At 55.2% G+C, this 14,902-nt stretch carries 12 protein-coding genes; 7 read left to right on the forward strand and 5 right to left on the reverse strand.

Annotated features, from left to right (window positions below; translation table 11 throughout):
• Window positions 1-11: 11 nt before the first annotated feature.
• Window positions 12-845 (forward strand): phosphoenolpyruvate hydrolase family protein, encoded by an 834-nt coding sequence (locus ACSOSI_RS24885; protein ID WP_261133083.1) that lies wholly within the window; start codon window positions 12-14, stop codon window positions 843-845.
• Window positions 846-973: 128 nt separating this feature from the next.
• On the opposite strand, the gene spy is transcribed toward ACSOSI_RS24885, so the two are convergent.
• Window positions 974-1,474 carry an ATP-independent periplasmic protein-refolding chaperone Spy gene (gene spy, locus ACSOSI_RS24890; RefSeq protein ID WP_476706314.1) on the reverse strand — a complete coding sequence of 167 codons (501 nt, stop codon included), beginning with the start codon at window positions 1,472-1,474 and terminating at the stop codon, window positions 974-976.
• A 561-nt stretch (window positions 1,475-2,035) separates the two neighbouring features.
• On the opposite strand from spy, the gene pdeR reads away from it, so the two are divergent.
• The gene (gene pdeR / locus ACSOSI_RS24895; RefSeq protein ID WP_012147416.1) at window positions 2,036-4,030 is read left to right on the forward strand and encodes a cyclic di-GMP phosphodiesterase; all 1,995 of its coding nucleotides are present in this window, start codon (window positions 2,036-2,038) and stop codon (window positions 4,028-4,030) included.
• A gap of 16 nt (window positions 4,031-4,046) precedes the next feature.
• Here the strand turns inward: pdeR and ACSOSI_RS24900 are convergent, their stop codons facing one another.
• Window positions 4,047-4,913, reverse strand: a complete 867-nt coding sequence (locus ACSOSI_RS24900; protein WP_017894383.1) for a crotonase/enoyl-CoA hydratase family protein — start codon at window positions 4,911-4,913, stop codon at window positions 4,047-4,049.
• Window positions 4,914-5,253: 340 nt separating this feature from the next.
• Between ACSOSI_RS24900 and yhjD the strand changes: the two genes are divergently transcribed.
• The 3 genes from yhjD to ACSOSI_RS24915 all read left to right on the forward strand — a co-directional run bounded on the left by yhjD (window position 5,254) and on the right by ACSOSI_RS24915 (window position 8,796).
• A complete protein-coding gene (yhjD, locus tag ACSOSI_RS24905; protein WP_115183554.1) occupies window positions 5,254-6,273 on the forward strand; it encodes an inner membrane protein YhjD in 1,020 nt (339 codons plus the stop codon).
• Between the two features lie 328 nt (window positions 6,274-6,601).
• Entirely contained in the window at window positions 6,602-7,924 is a 1,323-nt protein-coding gene (locus ACSOSI_RS24910; protein WP_012147419.1) for an MFS transporter, read from the forward strand.
• Window positions 7,925-8,031: 107 nt separating this feature from the next.
• The gene (locus ACSOSI_RS24915) at window positions 8,032-8,796 is read left to right on the forward strand and encodes a CDP-diacylglycerol diphosphatase (protein ID WP_476706315.1); all 765 of its coding nucleotides are present in this window, start codon (window positions 8,032-8,034) and stop codon (window positions 8,794-8,796) included.
• Between the two features lie 29 nt (window positions 8,797-8,825).
• Here ACSOSI_RS24915 and ACSOSI_RS24920 read toward each other — a convergent pair whose 3' ends face one another.
• Both ACSOSI_RS24920 and pdeH read right to left on the reverse strand, forming a co-directional pair.
• Complete coding sequence (locus tag ACSOSI_RS24920) at window positions 8,826-10,862, reverse strand: AsmA family protein (protein ID WP_012147421.1); 2,037 nt, start codon at window positions 10,860-10,862, stop codon at window positions 8,826-8,828.
• Window positions 10,863-10,964: 102 nt separating this feature from the next.
• Complete coding sequence (gene pdeH, locus ACSOSI_RS24925; protein WP_112363558.1) at window positions 10,965-11,750, reverse strand: cyclic-guanylate-specific phosphodiesterase; 786 nt, start codon at window positions 11,748-11,750, stop codon at window positions 10,965-10,967.
• Window positions 11,751-11,894: 144 nt separating this feature from the next.
• Between pdeH and ACSOSI_RS24930 the strand changes: the two genes are divergently transcribed.
• Together ACSOSI_RS24930 and kdgK are read left to right on the forward strand one after the other, a co-directional pair.
• Entirely contained in the window at window positions 11,895-12,098 is a 204-nt protein-coding gene (locus tag ACSOSI_RS24930; protein WP_012147423.1) for a 2-hydroxymuconate tautomerase family protein, read from the forward strand.
• 165 nt (window positions 12,099-12,263) lie between these two features.
• Window positions 12,264-13,196 carry a 2-dehydro-3-deoxygluconokinase gene (gene kdgK / locus ACSOSI_RS24935; RefSeq protein ID WP_476706316.1) on the forward strand — a complete coding sequence of 311 codons (933 nt, stop codon included), beginning with the start codon at window positions 12,264-12,266 and terminating at the stop codon, window positions 13,194-13,196.
• A gap of 197 nt (window positions 13,197-13,393) precedes the next feature.
• On the opposite strand, the gene ilvC is transcribed toward kdgK, so the two are convergent.
• On the reverse strand, window positions 13,394-14,869 hold the full coding sequence (gene ilvC / locus ACSOSI_RS24940) for a ketol-acid reductoisomerase (protein WP_017894390.1): 1,476 nt from the start codon (window positions 14,867-14,869) through the stop codon (window positions 13,394-13,396).
• Window positions 14,870-14,902: the final 33 nt, after the last annotated feature.

A 14,902-nucleotide genomic window follows, 5' to 3' on the forward strand; every position in this document is an offset into this window, starting at 1 on the left:
TGGAGTTACACATGGCCAAACACACTCGACAGGCATTACTGACCAAATTCAGGGGAATGATTGCTCGCCGCGAACCGATCATCGGTGGCGGTGCCGGCACCGGGCTCTCGGCCAAGTGTGAAGAGGCCGGCGGTATCGATCTGATCGTCATTTACAACTCGGGTCGCTACCGCATGGCGGGCCGGGGTTCTCTGGCTGGCCTGCTGGCGTATGGCAACGCCAATGAAATCGTGATGGACATGGCCAAAGAAGTCCTGCCGGTGGTCAAGCAGACCCCGGTTCTGGCTGGGGTTAACGGCACGGATCCTTTTTGCCACTTTGATAAGTTTCTCGATGAGATTAAAAACACGGGTTTCGCCGGCGTACAAAACTTCCCAACGGTCGGCCTGATTGACGGCAATTTCCGCGCCAACCTGGAAGAAACCGGGATGGGCTATGCGTTAGAGGTGGATATGATTCGGCTGGCGCATGAGAAAGACCTGTTGACCACCCCCTACGTTTTTAATGCGCAAGATGCGATCGCGATGACCGAAGCAGGGGCAGATATCATCGTCCCACACATGGGGCTGACAACCGGCGGCAGTATTGGCGCAGAAACCTCGCTGACACTGGCTGATTGCGTCCCTCTGATTAACGAATGGGCCCAGGCCGCCAAACAGGTTCGCGAAGACGTAATCGTCCTGTGTCACGGCGGCCCCATAGCCACGCCTGAAGATGCTGCGTATATCATGCAGCACTGTCCGTTAGTCGATGGTTTCTACGGCGCCAGCTCGATGGAGCGCTTACCTACGGAACTGGCGTTAACTGAAACCACGCGCCAATTTAAAAAAATTAACAGAGATTGACAGGAAAATAGCTTACTCGCGCACAACACCAGGGAAACCCGTTGTTTAACGGGAAGTGAAGTAGCAGTGAGATAAGCAAAAGGGCCAGAGATTACTCTGGCCCTTTTTATATTCACCACATGAATTTATTACTGTGAATTCGTCATTTTCGACTTCATGTTATTCATGTGTTCCATCATTTTTTGTTCGCGTTTCTGATAATTCTCATTGTATTGTTTTTTCTGCTCAAGGGTCAGCAGGTTATACATTTTATTTTCAGCCTTGGCGCGCTCCAGCATATGTTCGGACTGTGCTTTGCTGATGGCATCAATTTGGGTTTTCGCTTTGGCTTCATCGAAACTGTCGGAAGCGACCATACTATGCAGTGCCTGGCGTTCTTCTTTAGTACCTTCGCCGCGTTTCTGGTGCGATTCTTTCATAATATCGCGCATTTGCTGGCGCTGTTGCTCGGTCAGGTTCAGGCCGGCAAACGGGCCGCCTTTACCTTCACCTTTATGATGCATCATTTTCATGTTCATCGGGGCGGCGTCTGTAGTAGCCGGTGCTGCCGTGGTATCTGCAGCGAAAGCCATAGAAGCAGAACCCAGTGCCAGAGTTGAAGCGACAAATAAAGCGGTCAGTTTACGCATATTCATTTCCTTAAAATTATTCTTCATCAGGAGCGCTGTACGTGAACAGGCTCATCTTTCGTCGGAGATAATAATAGGCCGATAAATATATAGTAATGCGATTGTGTGTAAATTTATTAAAGCCCGAAACACTTTTATCCATCAATAATGAATGAATTATGAAGATAATGCGTATTATTTGGAAAGTTTGGTTTCCCAGAGCATAAAAACCACCACAACATGATGTCTTTTTCTATAGGATTATTCCCACCAGCGGCCCACTTTATTATAATGTAGCCCCCTCCGCTACAACCGCCCGGCAACAAAATGATCGCAGTGCGCGAAGCACCAGGATCGCATCAATCTCTCGAAATCCCAGGTTCTCACTTACACTTTAAAACGTGCGGCAATTTGACGATTACAGGGCAAAACTAATTATTGCTTATATAATAGTTTCATCCCCCGCCGGTGTAAAACCTGTTATATGATGGAGATACGTGCACTACGGCCACTCCCGGGCCAGAAACCTGCGGCTGCGCTCATCGCACAGACCTGGCTGTCGTGCCCTTTTGAGGAATCATCATGTTCGCAGACCAAGGCCCTATGCTTCTTAACGCTCACTTCGGCACCAACAGCCCTTATTGGCGATTGGCGTTTGACAGCAATGCGTTGGCGTTGTCGGCAGTCAAAGGTAAAACTCATATGGCCGTGGCGCTCAGCGCCATGCAGGCGGCTAAAATCCGTCGCCTGAGTGGCATTACCGCCAGCCTTGATATCACCATCACGCTCGGCGGCGAACCGATACATCTGCATCTGGTCGGCCGACGAGTCAACAATCTGGAATGGGCAGGCACCGCCTCCGCCTTCAGCGACACTCAATCGGTCGCCCGTGACCTGGTACACGGCCTATCCTTTGCCGAGCAGGTGGTGTCCGAAGCCAACTCCGTGATTGTGATTGTCGATCAACACGGCCGCATTCAGCGTTTCAACCGCCTGAGCGAAGAGTACACCGGCCTGCACGAACATGATGTTATTGGTAAAAACGTCTTTCAATTATTTATGAGCCCGGAGGAAGCCTCGGCATCACGGCGCAACATCGCCGGTTTTTTCCGTAATGGTTCCTCCTATGAGGTAGAACGCTGGATCAAAACGGTGAAAGGCGAGCGGCTGTTTTTGTTCCGCAACAAGTTCGTCCACAGCGGCAGCGGCAAAAATGAAGTTTTTTTGATTTGCTCCGGTACCGATATCACCGAAGAACGCCGCGCCCAGGAACGTCTGCGGGTGCTGGCCAATACCGACATCATTACCGGCCTGCCCAATCGCAATGCCATTCAGGACAAAATAACCCAGTCGATCGCCACTCGCGATGGCCACAGTGTTGGCCTGGTGTACCTCGATCTCGACAATTTTAAAAAGGTTAACGACGCCTACGGCCATATGTTCGGCGACCGTTTATTGGTGGAGGTGTCGCTGGCGGTGCTCGGCTGTCTGGATAACGACCAAACCCTGGCCCGGTTGGGGGGAGATGAATTCCTGGTGCTGGCCCAGCAGGCCGACCGCGAAATGCTGCAACGCCTGGCCCAGCGCATTATCGACCGGCTGAAAACGCCGTTCCGCATAGGGCTTATCGAAGTTTATACCGGCTGTTCTATTGGTATCGCACTGTGTCCCGAACACGGCAACGACCTCGACAGCCTGATCCGCAGTGCCGATACCGCCATGTATGTCGCCAAAGAGCATGGCAAACGGACCTATACCGTGTTCTCGCCGGAAATGAATAAACGCGTCGCGGAATACATGTGGCTGGACACCAACCTGCGTAAGGGATTGGAACAAAATCAACTGGTGGTGTATTACCAGCCAAAAATAGAGGCGCTCAGCGGCAGGGTATGCAGCGTGGAAGCGCTGGTACGCTGGGATTCCCCCGAGCGCGGCCTGATCCCGCCGCTGCAGTTTATCTCTTACGCGGAAGAGTCCGGTCTGATCGGCCCACTCGGCCGTTGGGTGCTGCAAACCGCCGCCAAACAGGCCGCTCAGTGGCAACGACAGGGCTTGCAACTGCGGGTCGCGGTCAATCTTTCCGCCCGCCAGTTGGTGGATGACTCTATCGTTGAAGATCTGGCGCAGGTGTTGCAGCACAATCAGTTGACCCCCTGCCTGCTGGATTTTGAACTCACGGAAAGCAGCCTGATTGAGGATGAGAAACGCGCTCGCGAAGTGATCACCCGGCTACGCGAGCTGGGCGCACAGGTTCATCTTGATGATTTTGGCACCGGCTACTCTTCGCTGGCACAGCTGGCGCGTATTCCGCTGGATGCGATTAAACTGGATAAAAGCTTTGTGCGCGGAGTGAATGACAATCCGGTTTCACAATCGCTGGTGCGAGCCATCGTCGCAGCGGCCGAAGCGCTTAAATTCCGGGTGATCGCCGAAGGCGTGGAAACAGAAAGCGAAAATCGGTTCCTCGATGAAATCGGCGTGGATGAAAAACAGGGGTTCCTGTTTGCGCGGCCAATGCTCCCGGAACAGCTGGAGCATTGGCTGCAGTCTTATCGCCCGCCATCCTCCTCAGCGTGAGGCGGGCAGGGCAACATTAGCCGGCACGACGCAGGTTCAGGGTATGACGATCCTGCAGCATCACCAGACGTTCGATATAGGCGCGATCTTTCTCCTCGATAGTGAAGGCCGAATGCACCCAGTCTTCGGTAATGTCCATTAGTTCCGAACGCGTCAACTGCAACACCCGCTGACGGGCACGCAGCATGGCACGCATGCCGTTCAGTTTGGGCCGAATGGTATCGATAAAGGTACGGGTCGCTATATAAGCGTCGCCTGGCTGGAATAACTGATCGACCAGGCCACGGCTTTCAAACCATTCCGCGGTATGCGACTCGCCTCCCCAAATCAGCTCTTCTGCCAGGCGCATGTTTCCTTTACGCGCCACCAGCGAATAACCGCCCATGCCGGGGAACAGATTAAACGCAATTTCCGGGAAGCCCATGCGCGCATTGTTCTGCGCCAGAACGAAATGGTGCGCCAGCGCCGCTTCAAAGCCGCCGCCCAGTGCACTGCCCTCGACCATCGCGATGCTAACCGCTCCGGTATCAAATCCGCGAGCCGCCGCATGCACGCAATCAATGCAGGCCCGTGCGTAAGCCATCATCGCCTCACGTTTGCGATTTTTAATCGCCTCGGCGAAGAACTGCAAATCGCCACCCACGTTGAACATATTGGGCACCAACGAGCCAGTGACCCAAAAATCAAACTGCAATGATGATTCTTTGGCTGCCTGCGCCAACGTCATGATGTCTTCAATTAACGCCTGATTAAAGCAAGGGCGCGGTTCCGCACGCAGCAGCATCCACATGATGTGTCGCCCTTCTTCATAGTAAGCGGAAATCTGTGTCAAATTGCCCGCTTCGGTAAACGGACGACAGGTGGGGTGATTAAGTAATTTCATATGACCTTCCATTTTATCCAGTGATAACAGGTGAAACCGTTCCAGCCCCTACGGCTGCAGTCACGCGGCGGCTGGTAAACCGCAGCGCCACATCATGAGTAAACGCTTTCTTGGTGATGAAACAGATAAAAATTGGAGGTCGATGAACGAAAAAAACCCCGCTGGCACGGGGCTGACATAAGAATTTTACCTATCGGCAGGTAGTAACATTTCACCCGATGAACGAACGCGTTAAGCTCACAAATTAGCCGGTTGCCCCACCCGGCGGCCAAATCAGCGCGCCTTTTGGCTATAATCAAGGCTGAGAGAGCCTATTTATCGTTAAGGAAATCGTGACGTAATGCCTACAGGATCAGATAAAGACCCCCGACAGCCCAACAGTGAAGCGCCGCAAAAGCCGCTGATCGCCATCAAAACCGGCCATCAGACTATTGACCGCCGCATCTCCGGTTTTTCACGCCTGGTCGAACGCATCAAGGCCTGGCCAAGCATCGCTCACCTGCTGCGCGCCACCGAGCGCTTTAACGATCGTCTGGGCAGCCAGTTCGGCGCCGCTATCACCTATTTTTCGTTTCTTTCGCTGATCCCGATTTTGATGGTGTCGTTTGCCGCCGTCGGCTTTGTGCTGGCATCCAATCCTGACCTGCTGACTGAGCTGATTAATAAGATTGTCGGCAGCATCAGTGACCCTACGCTGGCCAGCACGCTGAAAAACACCGTCAATACGGCGATTCAGCAGCGCACCACCGTGGGGCTGACCGGTCTGGCGCTGGCGCTGTATTCAGGCATCAGTTGGATGGGTAACCTGCGTGAGGCGATCCGCGCGCAGTCGCGTGACGTATGGGAACGTAATCCGCAGGATCAGGAAAAAATCTACTTCAAATACACCCGCGACTTTATTTCGCTGAGTGGATTGGTGGTGGCGCTGATTATCACCCTGACGCTGACCTCCATCGCCGGTTCGGCACAGGCGGCCATTGTCCGTGCACTGGGCCTGGAGGGTATCGAGTGGCTGCGGCCGGCGATGACGCTGATTGCGCTGTCAATCTCCATCTTCGCCAACTATCTGCTGTTCCTGTGGATCTTCTGGATGCTGCCGCGGCATAAGCCGAAAAAGAAGGCGCTGCTGCGTGGCACGCTGCTTGCCGCCATTGGCTTCGAAGTGATTAAGTTTGTGATGACCATGACGCTGCCACAGGTGGCTAAATCGCCTTCCGGTGCCGCCTTTGGTTCGGTAATCGGGTTGATGGCGTTTTTCTATTTCTTTGCCCGACTGACGCTTTTTTGCGCCGCCTGGATCGCCACCGCGCAGTATAAAGAAGACAAAACTCTGCCAGCCTCCGAGCAACCTGCCCCCTAAAGCAATGCAATCATACCGGCCACCTTCTGGTGGCTGGTTTTTTATTCCGATATTTAGCCCAAAACCCAGCACATAAAACCAAAATATCAACACCACACCTAGCAAATCCAGCATAACAAACTACCCGATAACTTTTCTTTGCGGCTTTTACAGATGTTAAGTCTGCAAATCATTCATTTGGCAACGTTAAAAACCACGCAGAAACACGCCAATGAAACATTAAGCTTTTTAACCGGTTAATTGCGGCATTGTACAAAGTTTCACCATTGAAAAGGCATTTTGCTATGACTAAGATGGATTTTTACCAATCCAAAATATAAGAAAAATTATGCAAGCCTCCATCGCACCAACTCTGGACGCCGACGACGCGCCAACACCAGTCAACTCACGCGGAAAAGTGATTGTCGCCTCGCTGGTCGGGACCGCCATCGAGTTTTTCGATTTCTATATTTACGCCACCGCAGCGGTGATCGTATTCCCGCATATCTTCTTCCCGCAGGGCGATCCCACCACCGCGACGCTACAGTCGTTGGCCACCTTTGCCGTCGCCTTTGTGGCGCGTCCGATTGGCTCGGCGCTGTTCGGCCACTTTGGCGATCGCGTGGGGCGCAAGGTGACGCTGGTCGCCTCGCTGCTCACCATGGGGATTTCCACCGTGCTGATCGGCCTGCTGCCAAGCTACGAAACCATCGGCATCTTCGCCCCTATCCTGCTGGCGCTGGCGCGATTCGGTCAGGGCCTGGGGCTGGGGGGTGAATGGGGCGGAGCCGCCTTGCTGGCAACCGAGAACGCCCCTCCCAAGAAGCGGGCGCTGTATGGTTCGTTCCCACAGCTGGGCGCGCCTATCGGTTTCTTCTTCGCTAACGGCACCTTCCTGCTGCTCTCCTGGCTGCTGACTGACCAACAATTTATGGAATGGGGCTGGCGCGTGCCGTTTATCCTGTCCGCCGCCCTGGTGCTGATCGGCCTGTACGTGCGCGTGTCGCTGCATGAAACTCCGGTATTCGCCAAGGTGGCCAAAGCCGGCAAACAGGTGAAAATCCCGCTCGGTACCCTGCTGAGCAAGCATTTGAAGGCGACCATCCTCGGCACCTTTATCATGCTGGCGACCTATACCCTGTTCTACCTGATGACGGTTTACTCAATGACCTACGGCACCACGGCGCAGCCGCTGGGGCTGGGTTACTCGCGCAACAGTTTCCTGTGGATGCTGATGGTGGCGGTGATTGGTTTTGGTGTGATGGTGCCGATTGCCGGCCTGCTGGCCGATGCCTTTGGTCGTCGCAAGACCATGATCGTTATCACTCTGCTGATGATCGCCTTCGCCTTCCTGTTCCCAAGCATGCTGGGCTCCGGTAACCAGGCGCTGGTGATGGGCTTCCTGCTGTGTGGTCTGAGCATCATGGGCCTGACCTTCGGCCCGATGGGCGCGCTGCTGCCAGAACTGTTCCCGACCGAAGTGCGTTATACCGGGGCTTCGTTCTCGTACAACGTGGCGTCAATCCTCGGGGCGGCAGTGGCACCTTATATCGCTACCTGGCTGGCAACCCACTACGGCCTGTTCTACGTCGGGCTGTATCTGGCATCCATGGCCTGTCTCACGCTGATAGCCCTGTTGCTGATGAAAGAAACCCGCGACCAGTCGCTGTAATCCTGCTTATGCGGCCCCTGCCTGCGGGCCGCACTCCCCGCGTTGTCTCCTGTCATAAAATCAGACTATGCTGAATGCTTCTCCTTTTACGGAAATGGAAATCAATCATGTCTTTGCGCCGCAGGCTGTTTTTGTACGTTGCGCCGTTGCTAATGGCCGCCATTGTCATTGCTGGTGCGCTCTGGATATGGGTGAAGCCACCCCAGTCGAGCGCGCTGTGGCGCATCGTCAGCCAACAGTGTCTGCCCAACCAACAGGCAAATAACAACCCGGCGCCCTGTGCGCAGGTGGACCCTCAGGCCGGTTTTGTGGTGTTTAAGGACCGTAACGGGCCACTGCAATATCTGTTGATGCCAAGCGCTAAAATTACCGGCATTGAAAGCCCCGAGGTACTGGCTGCCACGACCCCAAACTTCTTTGAGCAAGCCTGGCAGGCACGGCACTTTATGGCCGATAAGTACGGCAAGGCGATCGACGACGCCGATATTTCGCTGGCGATTAATTCGGCCTATGGCCGCACTCAGAACCAGTTGCACATTCATATCTCCTGCCTGCTGCCTGCGGTAAAAACGCAGTTGGCGCAGTATGCGGCAGATTACAGCCAGCGGTGGGAACCGTTGCCTGGCGGCCTGCTGGGCCATGACTATCTGGTGCGCCGGGTGACGCCTGAAGAGTTGCACAAACAGGGTGCTTTCCGCCTGCTGGCAGATGAGGTCTCACGCTCAAAGGGGCGCATGGGGAGCTTTGGCCTGGCAATGACCGCACTGCCGGGCGGCGATTTTCTGTTGCTGGCCACCGAGCGCAGCCTGCTGCCGTTTACGCTGGCTTCGTCAGAAGAGATCCAGGATCACGACTGCCGGGTTCTGCAGTAAGCGTGGCCCGCAATGCGGGCCGTTAGCGATCATTTTTTCTGCTTCATCTGCTGAAGGATTTTCCCGCACTGGTTTTCTTCACCGCCTTCGCTGGGGGAAACCAATGCCAGCAGGGCCGCTGCCGGCGTCAGCACCACGCCCAGTGCCACCGCCGCCGCACCACGTGCAATCAGCGGGCCGGCCTTCACACCGGCATCCGGGTGCGCGAAGGTGCCTTTCACGTACAGCGGTGAACGCAGCGTCAGCACCCGCATGCCCTTGCTTTCAGGATCGATGGACAGGTCCAGCCGCTCGGTGGCGAAGTTGGTATTGCCGCTGATGTTGATAATCGCGTTCTCGGTGTCGAACACAAACAGCCGAGGTGCCGCCACGCCGTCGCGGATACCAACATCCGCCGCCGCGCAGTTTATCCCCACGACGTCATCACCAAATAATTGCGCCACCAGATAGTTGCCGACGTTCAATCCGAGAATTTCCATCAGGCTGCGGCTAATCACCCCGTTGTTAATCACCATGCGCAAATCGCCGCTGCTGGTCGCCAGCAGATCGGCCACCGAATTGCCGCTGCCGGTCAGTTTGGCATCGCCGTTCAATTGCCCCAGGCTACGCTTCATCGAGCCTACATCCGGCAGCAACTGCTTGAGCTGGAATTTACGCGCATGCAAATCAGCCCGACCCTGCATCGGATTTTTGCTGCCATCGAGCCGGACGGTCGAATTGAGGTTACCGCCCGCCACGCCGAACCGCAGCGGATCCATCACTATGACGCCGTTATCCAATTGCAGATGGGTATAGAGATCGCTCAACGGCAGCGAACTGCCGTGTTCAATGCGTTTGGCGGTGAATTTGACGTCCGCATTCATCACCTTCCAGCTTTTGGTATCAAATTTCTCTACCGGCAGCACTTTGCCCGCTGGCTGGCGGCTCTTCTCACCGCGACCGGCTTTTTGCGTATTGGAGTCGGCACCAATCAGCGGTGCCAGATCGGCAAAACGCAGCTGTTTCGACAACACTTCGCCGCTCAGCGTAGGCCGGGGTTTTCCGGCGACATATTTCAAATCACCGTGGATATCGCTGTCGCCAATTTTGCCGTCGAATTTCTGGTACTGGAACACCGCGCCGCCTTTCTCGTGCAGTCGGGCAGTCAGGTGGCCATCGGTGGAGTATGGCGGGGTATTGGGCAACAACACGCCGGTAAGGGCATACAGGTTACCCAGGCTGTCGCCGGAGAATTTAAGCCGCAGATCCAACCCGCCAAGGTTCATCGGGTCGGACAACGTCCCCGCCACCACCACCCGAGTGGAACCGGAGCGTACGTCGGCCTGCAGCGGGAATGGCACCTCGGCATTCTGCAACGACAGCATGCCGCCAATCTTGCCACTGCCCGATAACGGCTCGCCGTTGTATTTGCCTTTCACCTTCCAGCCGAAAATATAGTCTTGGGGGATCGTCGTGCCGGCATCTTTTTTGCCGGTGACTTCACTAAATGGCAAAGGCTTGCCGAGTGGATCAATCTCCGCGCGAAAATCGGCCTTCAGCGTGGCGTCCTTAAAAGCAATCTGGCCGCGATCGAAGACGATGTCATGAATATTCACCGACCAGGCAGACGGCGGCTGGTTAGGGTCACCGGCCAGGTTGAAGGTCCAGTTATTCTCACCGTTGGCCAACCGCTGCAAGCTGGCGTTCGGCTGCTTCAGCCAGATACGCGGGATCAACAGTTGTTTGCCCAGCAGTGCCAGCGGCGAAATGCTCGCTTCGACGCGCTGTAACTGCACCATGCTGTCGCCAGGGATATTTTTCGGGTTGCCCAGCACAACATCTTCGGCATGAATTCGCGGCCAGGGCACCCAGGCGCGCCAGCCACCTATATCTTTATCATCGCGTGACCAGTCCACCCCCAAATCGCCACGGATGGCGAACGGACGATGCAACTCGGCCGACACCTTGTCATTGATGGTCGGTTTGAGGCGGTTCCAGTCGAAGGTCAGCACAAAGACCACCAACGCGGCGATGATCAGCAGCACAATGCCGCCAACCCAAGTGAACGCTTTTCCTGTTCTTGTCATAACGGCTCCCTGAACGCGATAGCTTACCCATAAATTGATAAGTGGCTTTACCAAGCCTAGCCGAGGATAGGCAAGAGTTCACGCTTTAGAGGGAGACGGGGCTCAGGCGGCAGGCATGGAAAATCGCGTAGGCAGGCTTTGCAGGGTGTCGAAATGGGCCGGGCGAGAAAGAAAGTAACCCTGGGCAGCCAGCGCGCCAGAGCGCTGCACCAGCAACCATTCCTGCTCGGTTTCCACCCCTTCGACGATCACCCCTTCGCTATGCTGGTTCATCATTTTGATCAGGGTAACAAGTAACTGGACACCATCTTCCGTTTGCTTGAGCAAGGTGAATAGCTCACGCGCAACCTTGATGTATTGATAACGCCAGGTGCTGACGGCCGAGAAATTCGCCAGGCCGCTACCGAAGTCATCCAGCCACAGCCGCTCTGCACCGGCAATCTGCTGCAACGGGCCGTTTAATGCCATCCCGGCATGCTCCACCAGCTCAAAACGCAGATAGGGCATGCCAGCAATCTGACGTTGCAACGCGCCGTGCTGCTGCAATGCCTGCAAGGCAATACCGTCGATATTGACCGACACCATCAACCCGTGGCGGGTCAGCAGCGGCTGCCAGTACTGCAGCAGTTCCAGCTGTTCCTGAATGATCTGCAGGCGCTTGCGGACGTCGAGGGCGGCGAAATAGTGCTCCGGGGACAGTCGTTTGTCCGGCGCGGACGGATGAGATACCGCGGTTAGTAGTTCAAGCGCCAGTAAAGCGCCACAGGTGCGGTAGATCGGCTGGAAGGTGTACTGACGGCGGCATTGACGCCAATAATGCTGCGCTTTGATATGCGTGCATACGGCGAGGAGTGGCGCCAGCAGACCCGAAGTCATCTTGGTTGTCATTGGTACTATTGCCATCGAAGGGAAATGAAAACGCTCAGGCTTGCATGATTGCCTCCCTGATTTATCGGCAGCGGGCGATAAAACTTTAAGCGGCGACGAAAGCCTTCTACATTGAATACTGGTATTAAAACCCAAGGAAAATACATGCCCTACGTCAATATCAAAATTACCCGCGAAGGCGCGACGCCGGAGCAAAAGAAACAGCTGATCGCCGGGGTGACCCAACTGCTGGTAGATACGCTGGGCAAGAACCCGGCTACCACCGTGGTGGTCATTGACGAAGTAGAAACCGACAACTGGGGTATTGGTGGCCAAAGCGTCACCGACCTGCGCGCCGCCGCTAAATAACGGCCGCAGGTTGGCTACGCATCGGGAAACTTTTTAGTTTCCCGATCGCCGTCATAAATAAATTAAAACGTTGTTTTATTTTTATTGACTCCCCCATCCCTTGCATTGAGACTGGCTGTATTTCGCATCAATTCATCTTCTTCTTTCAGCCAGGGCTCGTTGACTATGACCACCCAAAATCTTGCCGTGATCGGCGAATGCATGATTGAACTGTCGCAGAAAGGCGCGGATCTGAGCCGCGGTTTTGGCGGCGATACGTTAAACACCGCCGTCTACATTGCCCGCCAGGTGGCGGAAAGCACGCTGCAGGTGCATTACGTGACCGCACTCGGCACCGACAGTTTCAGCCAGGAAATGCTGCAGGCGTGGCAGCAGGAAAAGGTCAACACCAGCCTGATACAACGGCTGGAGAACAAGCTGCCGGGGCTGTACGTGATTGAAACCGATGCCACCGGCGAACGCACCTTCTATTACTGGCGCAACGACGCTGCCGCTCGCTACTGGCTGGCTGGCCCACAGGCGGAGAATTTGTGCGAACAACTGGCCCAATTCGATTATCTGTACCTCAGCGGCATCAGCGTGGCAATCCTCGATACGGTCAGCCGCAGCAAGCTGCTGACATTGCTAAGACAGTGTCGCGCCAACGGCGGCAAGGTGATTTTCGATAACAACTATCGGCCGCGCCTGTGGCAAAGCCGGGAAGAAACGCAGCAGGTTTACCGCGAAGTACTGGCCTGCACCGACATTGCCTTCCTGACCCTGGATGACGAAGATCTGCTATGGGGCAAACTGCCGCTGGAACAGGTGGTGCAGCGCACTCAGCAGCTCGGGGTAACGGAGATAGTGATTAAACGCGGCGCGGATAGCTGCCTGGTGTTCAGCGCCGAAGGCAGCGAATTTGAAATCCCGGCAGTGCGCCTGCCAAAAGAAAAGGTGGTGGATACCACTGCGGCAGGCGATTCCTTCAGCGCCGGTTATTTGGCTGTGCGTTTAACCGGTGGTGATGCCGTGCAGGCGGCGCAGTGCGGTCATCTGACCGCCAGCACGGTAATCCAGCACCGCGGAGCCATTATTCCACTGGCGGCCATGCCGCAATAATTCCTGATCTCCAAAAATGCGAAAGGCCAGCAACAACGCTGGCCTTTTTATTGGACTCGAAAACCAATCTTAATACCCTATGGATTTCAAGTTGTAGCTAGGCGCCAAGCTATCTCATCCCCAGGAGCTTACTTTAGTAAGTGACTGGGGTGTGATAGTGCAGGTAACAACGCTACAGCTTGAAAGACTCCGGGTATTTAGCCTGCTACCGCGATGCGTTTCATATCGGTCATATACCCGCGCAGCTTGCGACCAACGGATTCGATCGGGTGATTACGTACCGCTTCGTTCACGTCACGCAGTTGCGCGTTGTCTACCGAAGTACCGGCCACGGATTTGCCCAGGTCACCCGCCTGCAGGGTGGTCATGAACTCTTTCAGCAGCGGCACTGCCGCGTTGGCGAACAGGTAGTTGCCGTATTCTGCAGTATCAGAGATAACCACGTTCATTTCGTACAGACGCTTACGCGCAATGGTGTTGGCGATCAGCGGCAGCTCGTGCAGTGATTCGTAGTAAGCGGATTCTTCGATGATACCCGCGTCAACCATGGTTTCGAATGCCAGCTCAACACCGGCTTTCACCATGGCTACCATCAACACGCCATGGTCAAAGTATTCCTGCTCGCTGATTTTACCTTCGAACTGTGGCGCATTTTCGAACGCCGATTTGCCGGTCTCTTCACGCCAGTTCAGCAGTTTCACGTCGTCTTCTGCCCAGTCAGCCATCATGCCACCGGAGAAAGCGCCGGAGATGATGTCGTCCATGTGTTTCTGGAACAGCGGTGCCATGATCTCTTTCAGTTGCTCAGACAGCGCATAGGCACGCAGTTTGGCCGGGTTGGACAGGCGATCCATCATCAGGGTAATGCCACCCTGCTTCAGCGCTTCGGTGATGGTTTCCCAGCCGAACTGGATCAGTTTTTCTGCATAAGCCGGGTCAGTGCCTTCAGCAACCAGTTTGTCGAAGCACAGCAGCGAACCCGCCTGCAGCATGCCGCACAGAATGGTCTGCTCGCCCATCAGGTCCGATTTCACTTCGGCAACGAAGGAAGATTCCAGTACGCCCGCACGGTGGCCGCCGGTCGCCGCTGCCCAGGCCTTGGCAATCGCCATGCCTTCGCCTTTCGGATCGTTTTCCGGGTGAACCGCAATCAGAGTCGGCACGCCGAAACCACGTTTGTATTCTTCACGCACTTCGGTGCCCGGACATTTTGGCGCTACCATCACTACGGTGATGTCTTTACGTACCTGCTCGCCCACTTCTACGATGTTGAAACCGTGGGAGTAGCCCAGCGCCGCACCGTCTTTCATCAGCGGCTGTACGGCACGAACGACCGAGGTATGCTGCTTGTCCGGCGTCAGGTTAACCACCAGGTCTGCCTGTGGGATCAAATCTTCGTAGGTCCCTACCTTGAAGCCGTTTTCGGTCGCTTTACGCCATGAAGGACGTTTTTCGTCGATGGCTTCCTTACGCAGGGCATAGGCCACGTCCAGGCCGGAGTCACGCATGTTCAGGCCCTGGTTCAGCCCCTGCGCGCCACAGCCGACAATCACCACTTTTTTGCCTTTCAGGTAGCCGGCTTCATCAGCAAATTCTTCACGTGCCATAAAGCGACACTTGCCCAATTGCGCCAACTGCTGACGCAGGTTCAAGGTGTTGAAATAGTTAGCCATGGTGGTGCTCCAGTTAGATGTTGTGTCGACTAT

The sequence above is a fragment of the Serratia sp. AR11 genome (genome assembly GCF_056376275.1).

Coding starts and splice junctions, on each gene's coding strand:
- ACSOSI_RS24885 (WP_261133083.1), top strand. CDS start 12: ATGGCCAAACACACTCGACAGGCATTACTGACCAAATTCAGGGGAATG.
- spy (WP_476706314.1), bottom strand. CDS start 1,474: ATGCGTAAACTGACCGCTTTATTTGTCGCTTCAACTCTGGCACTGGGT.
- pdeR (WP_012147416.1), top strand. CDS start 2,036: ATGTTCGCAGACCAAGGCCCTATGCTTCTTAACGCTCACTTCGGCACC.
- ACSOSI_RS24900 (WP_017894383.1), bottom strand. CDS start 4,913: ATGAAATTACTTAATCACCCCACCTGTCGTCCGTTTACCGAAGCGGGC.
- yhjD (WP_115183554.1), top strand. CDS start 5,254: ATGCCTACAGGATCAGATAAAGACCCCCGACAGCCCAACAGTGAAGCG.
- ACSOSI_RS24910 (WP_012147419.1), top strand. CDS start 6,602: ATGCAAGCCTCCATCGCACCAACTCTGGACGCCGACGACGCGCCAACA.
- ACSOSI_RS24915 (WP_476706315.1), top strand. CDS start 8,032: ATGTCTTTGCGCCGCAGGCTGTTTTTGTACGTTGCGCCGTTGCTAATG.
- ACSOSI_RS24920 (WP_012147421.1), bottom strand. CDS start 10,862: ATGACAAGAACAGGAAAAGCGTTCACTTGGGTTGGCGGCATTGTGCTG.
- pdeH (WP_112363558.1), bottom strand. CDS start 11,750: ATGACAACCAAGATGACTTCGGGTCTGCTGGCGCCACTCCTCGCCGTA.
- ACSOSI_RS24930 (WP_012147423.1), top strand. CDS start 11,895: ATGCCCTACGTCAATATCAAAATTACCCGCGAAGGCGCGACGCCGGAG.
- kdgK (WP_476706316.1), top strand. CDS start 12,264: ATGACCACCCAAAATCTTGCCGTGATCGGCGAATGCATGATTGAACTG.
- ilvC (WP_017894390.1), bottom strand. CDS start 14,869: ATGGCTAACTATTTCAACACCTTGAACCTGCGTCAGCAGTTGGCGCAA.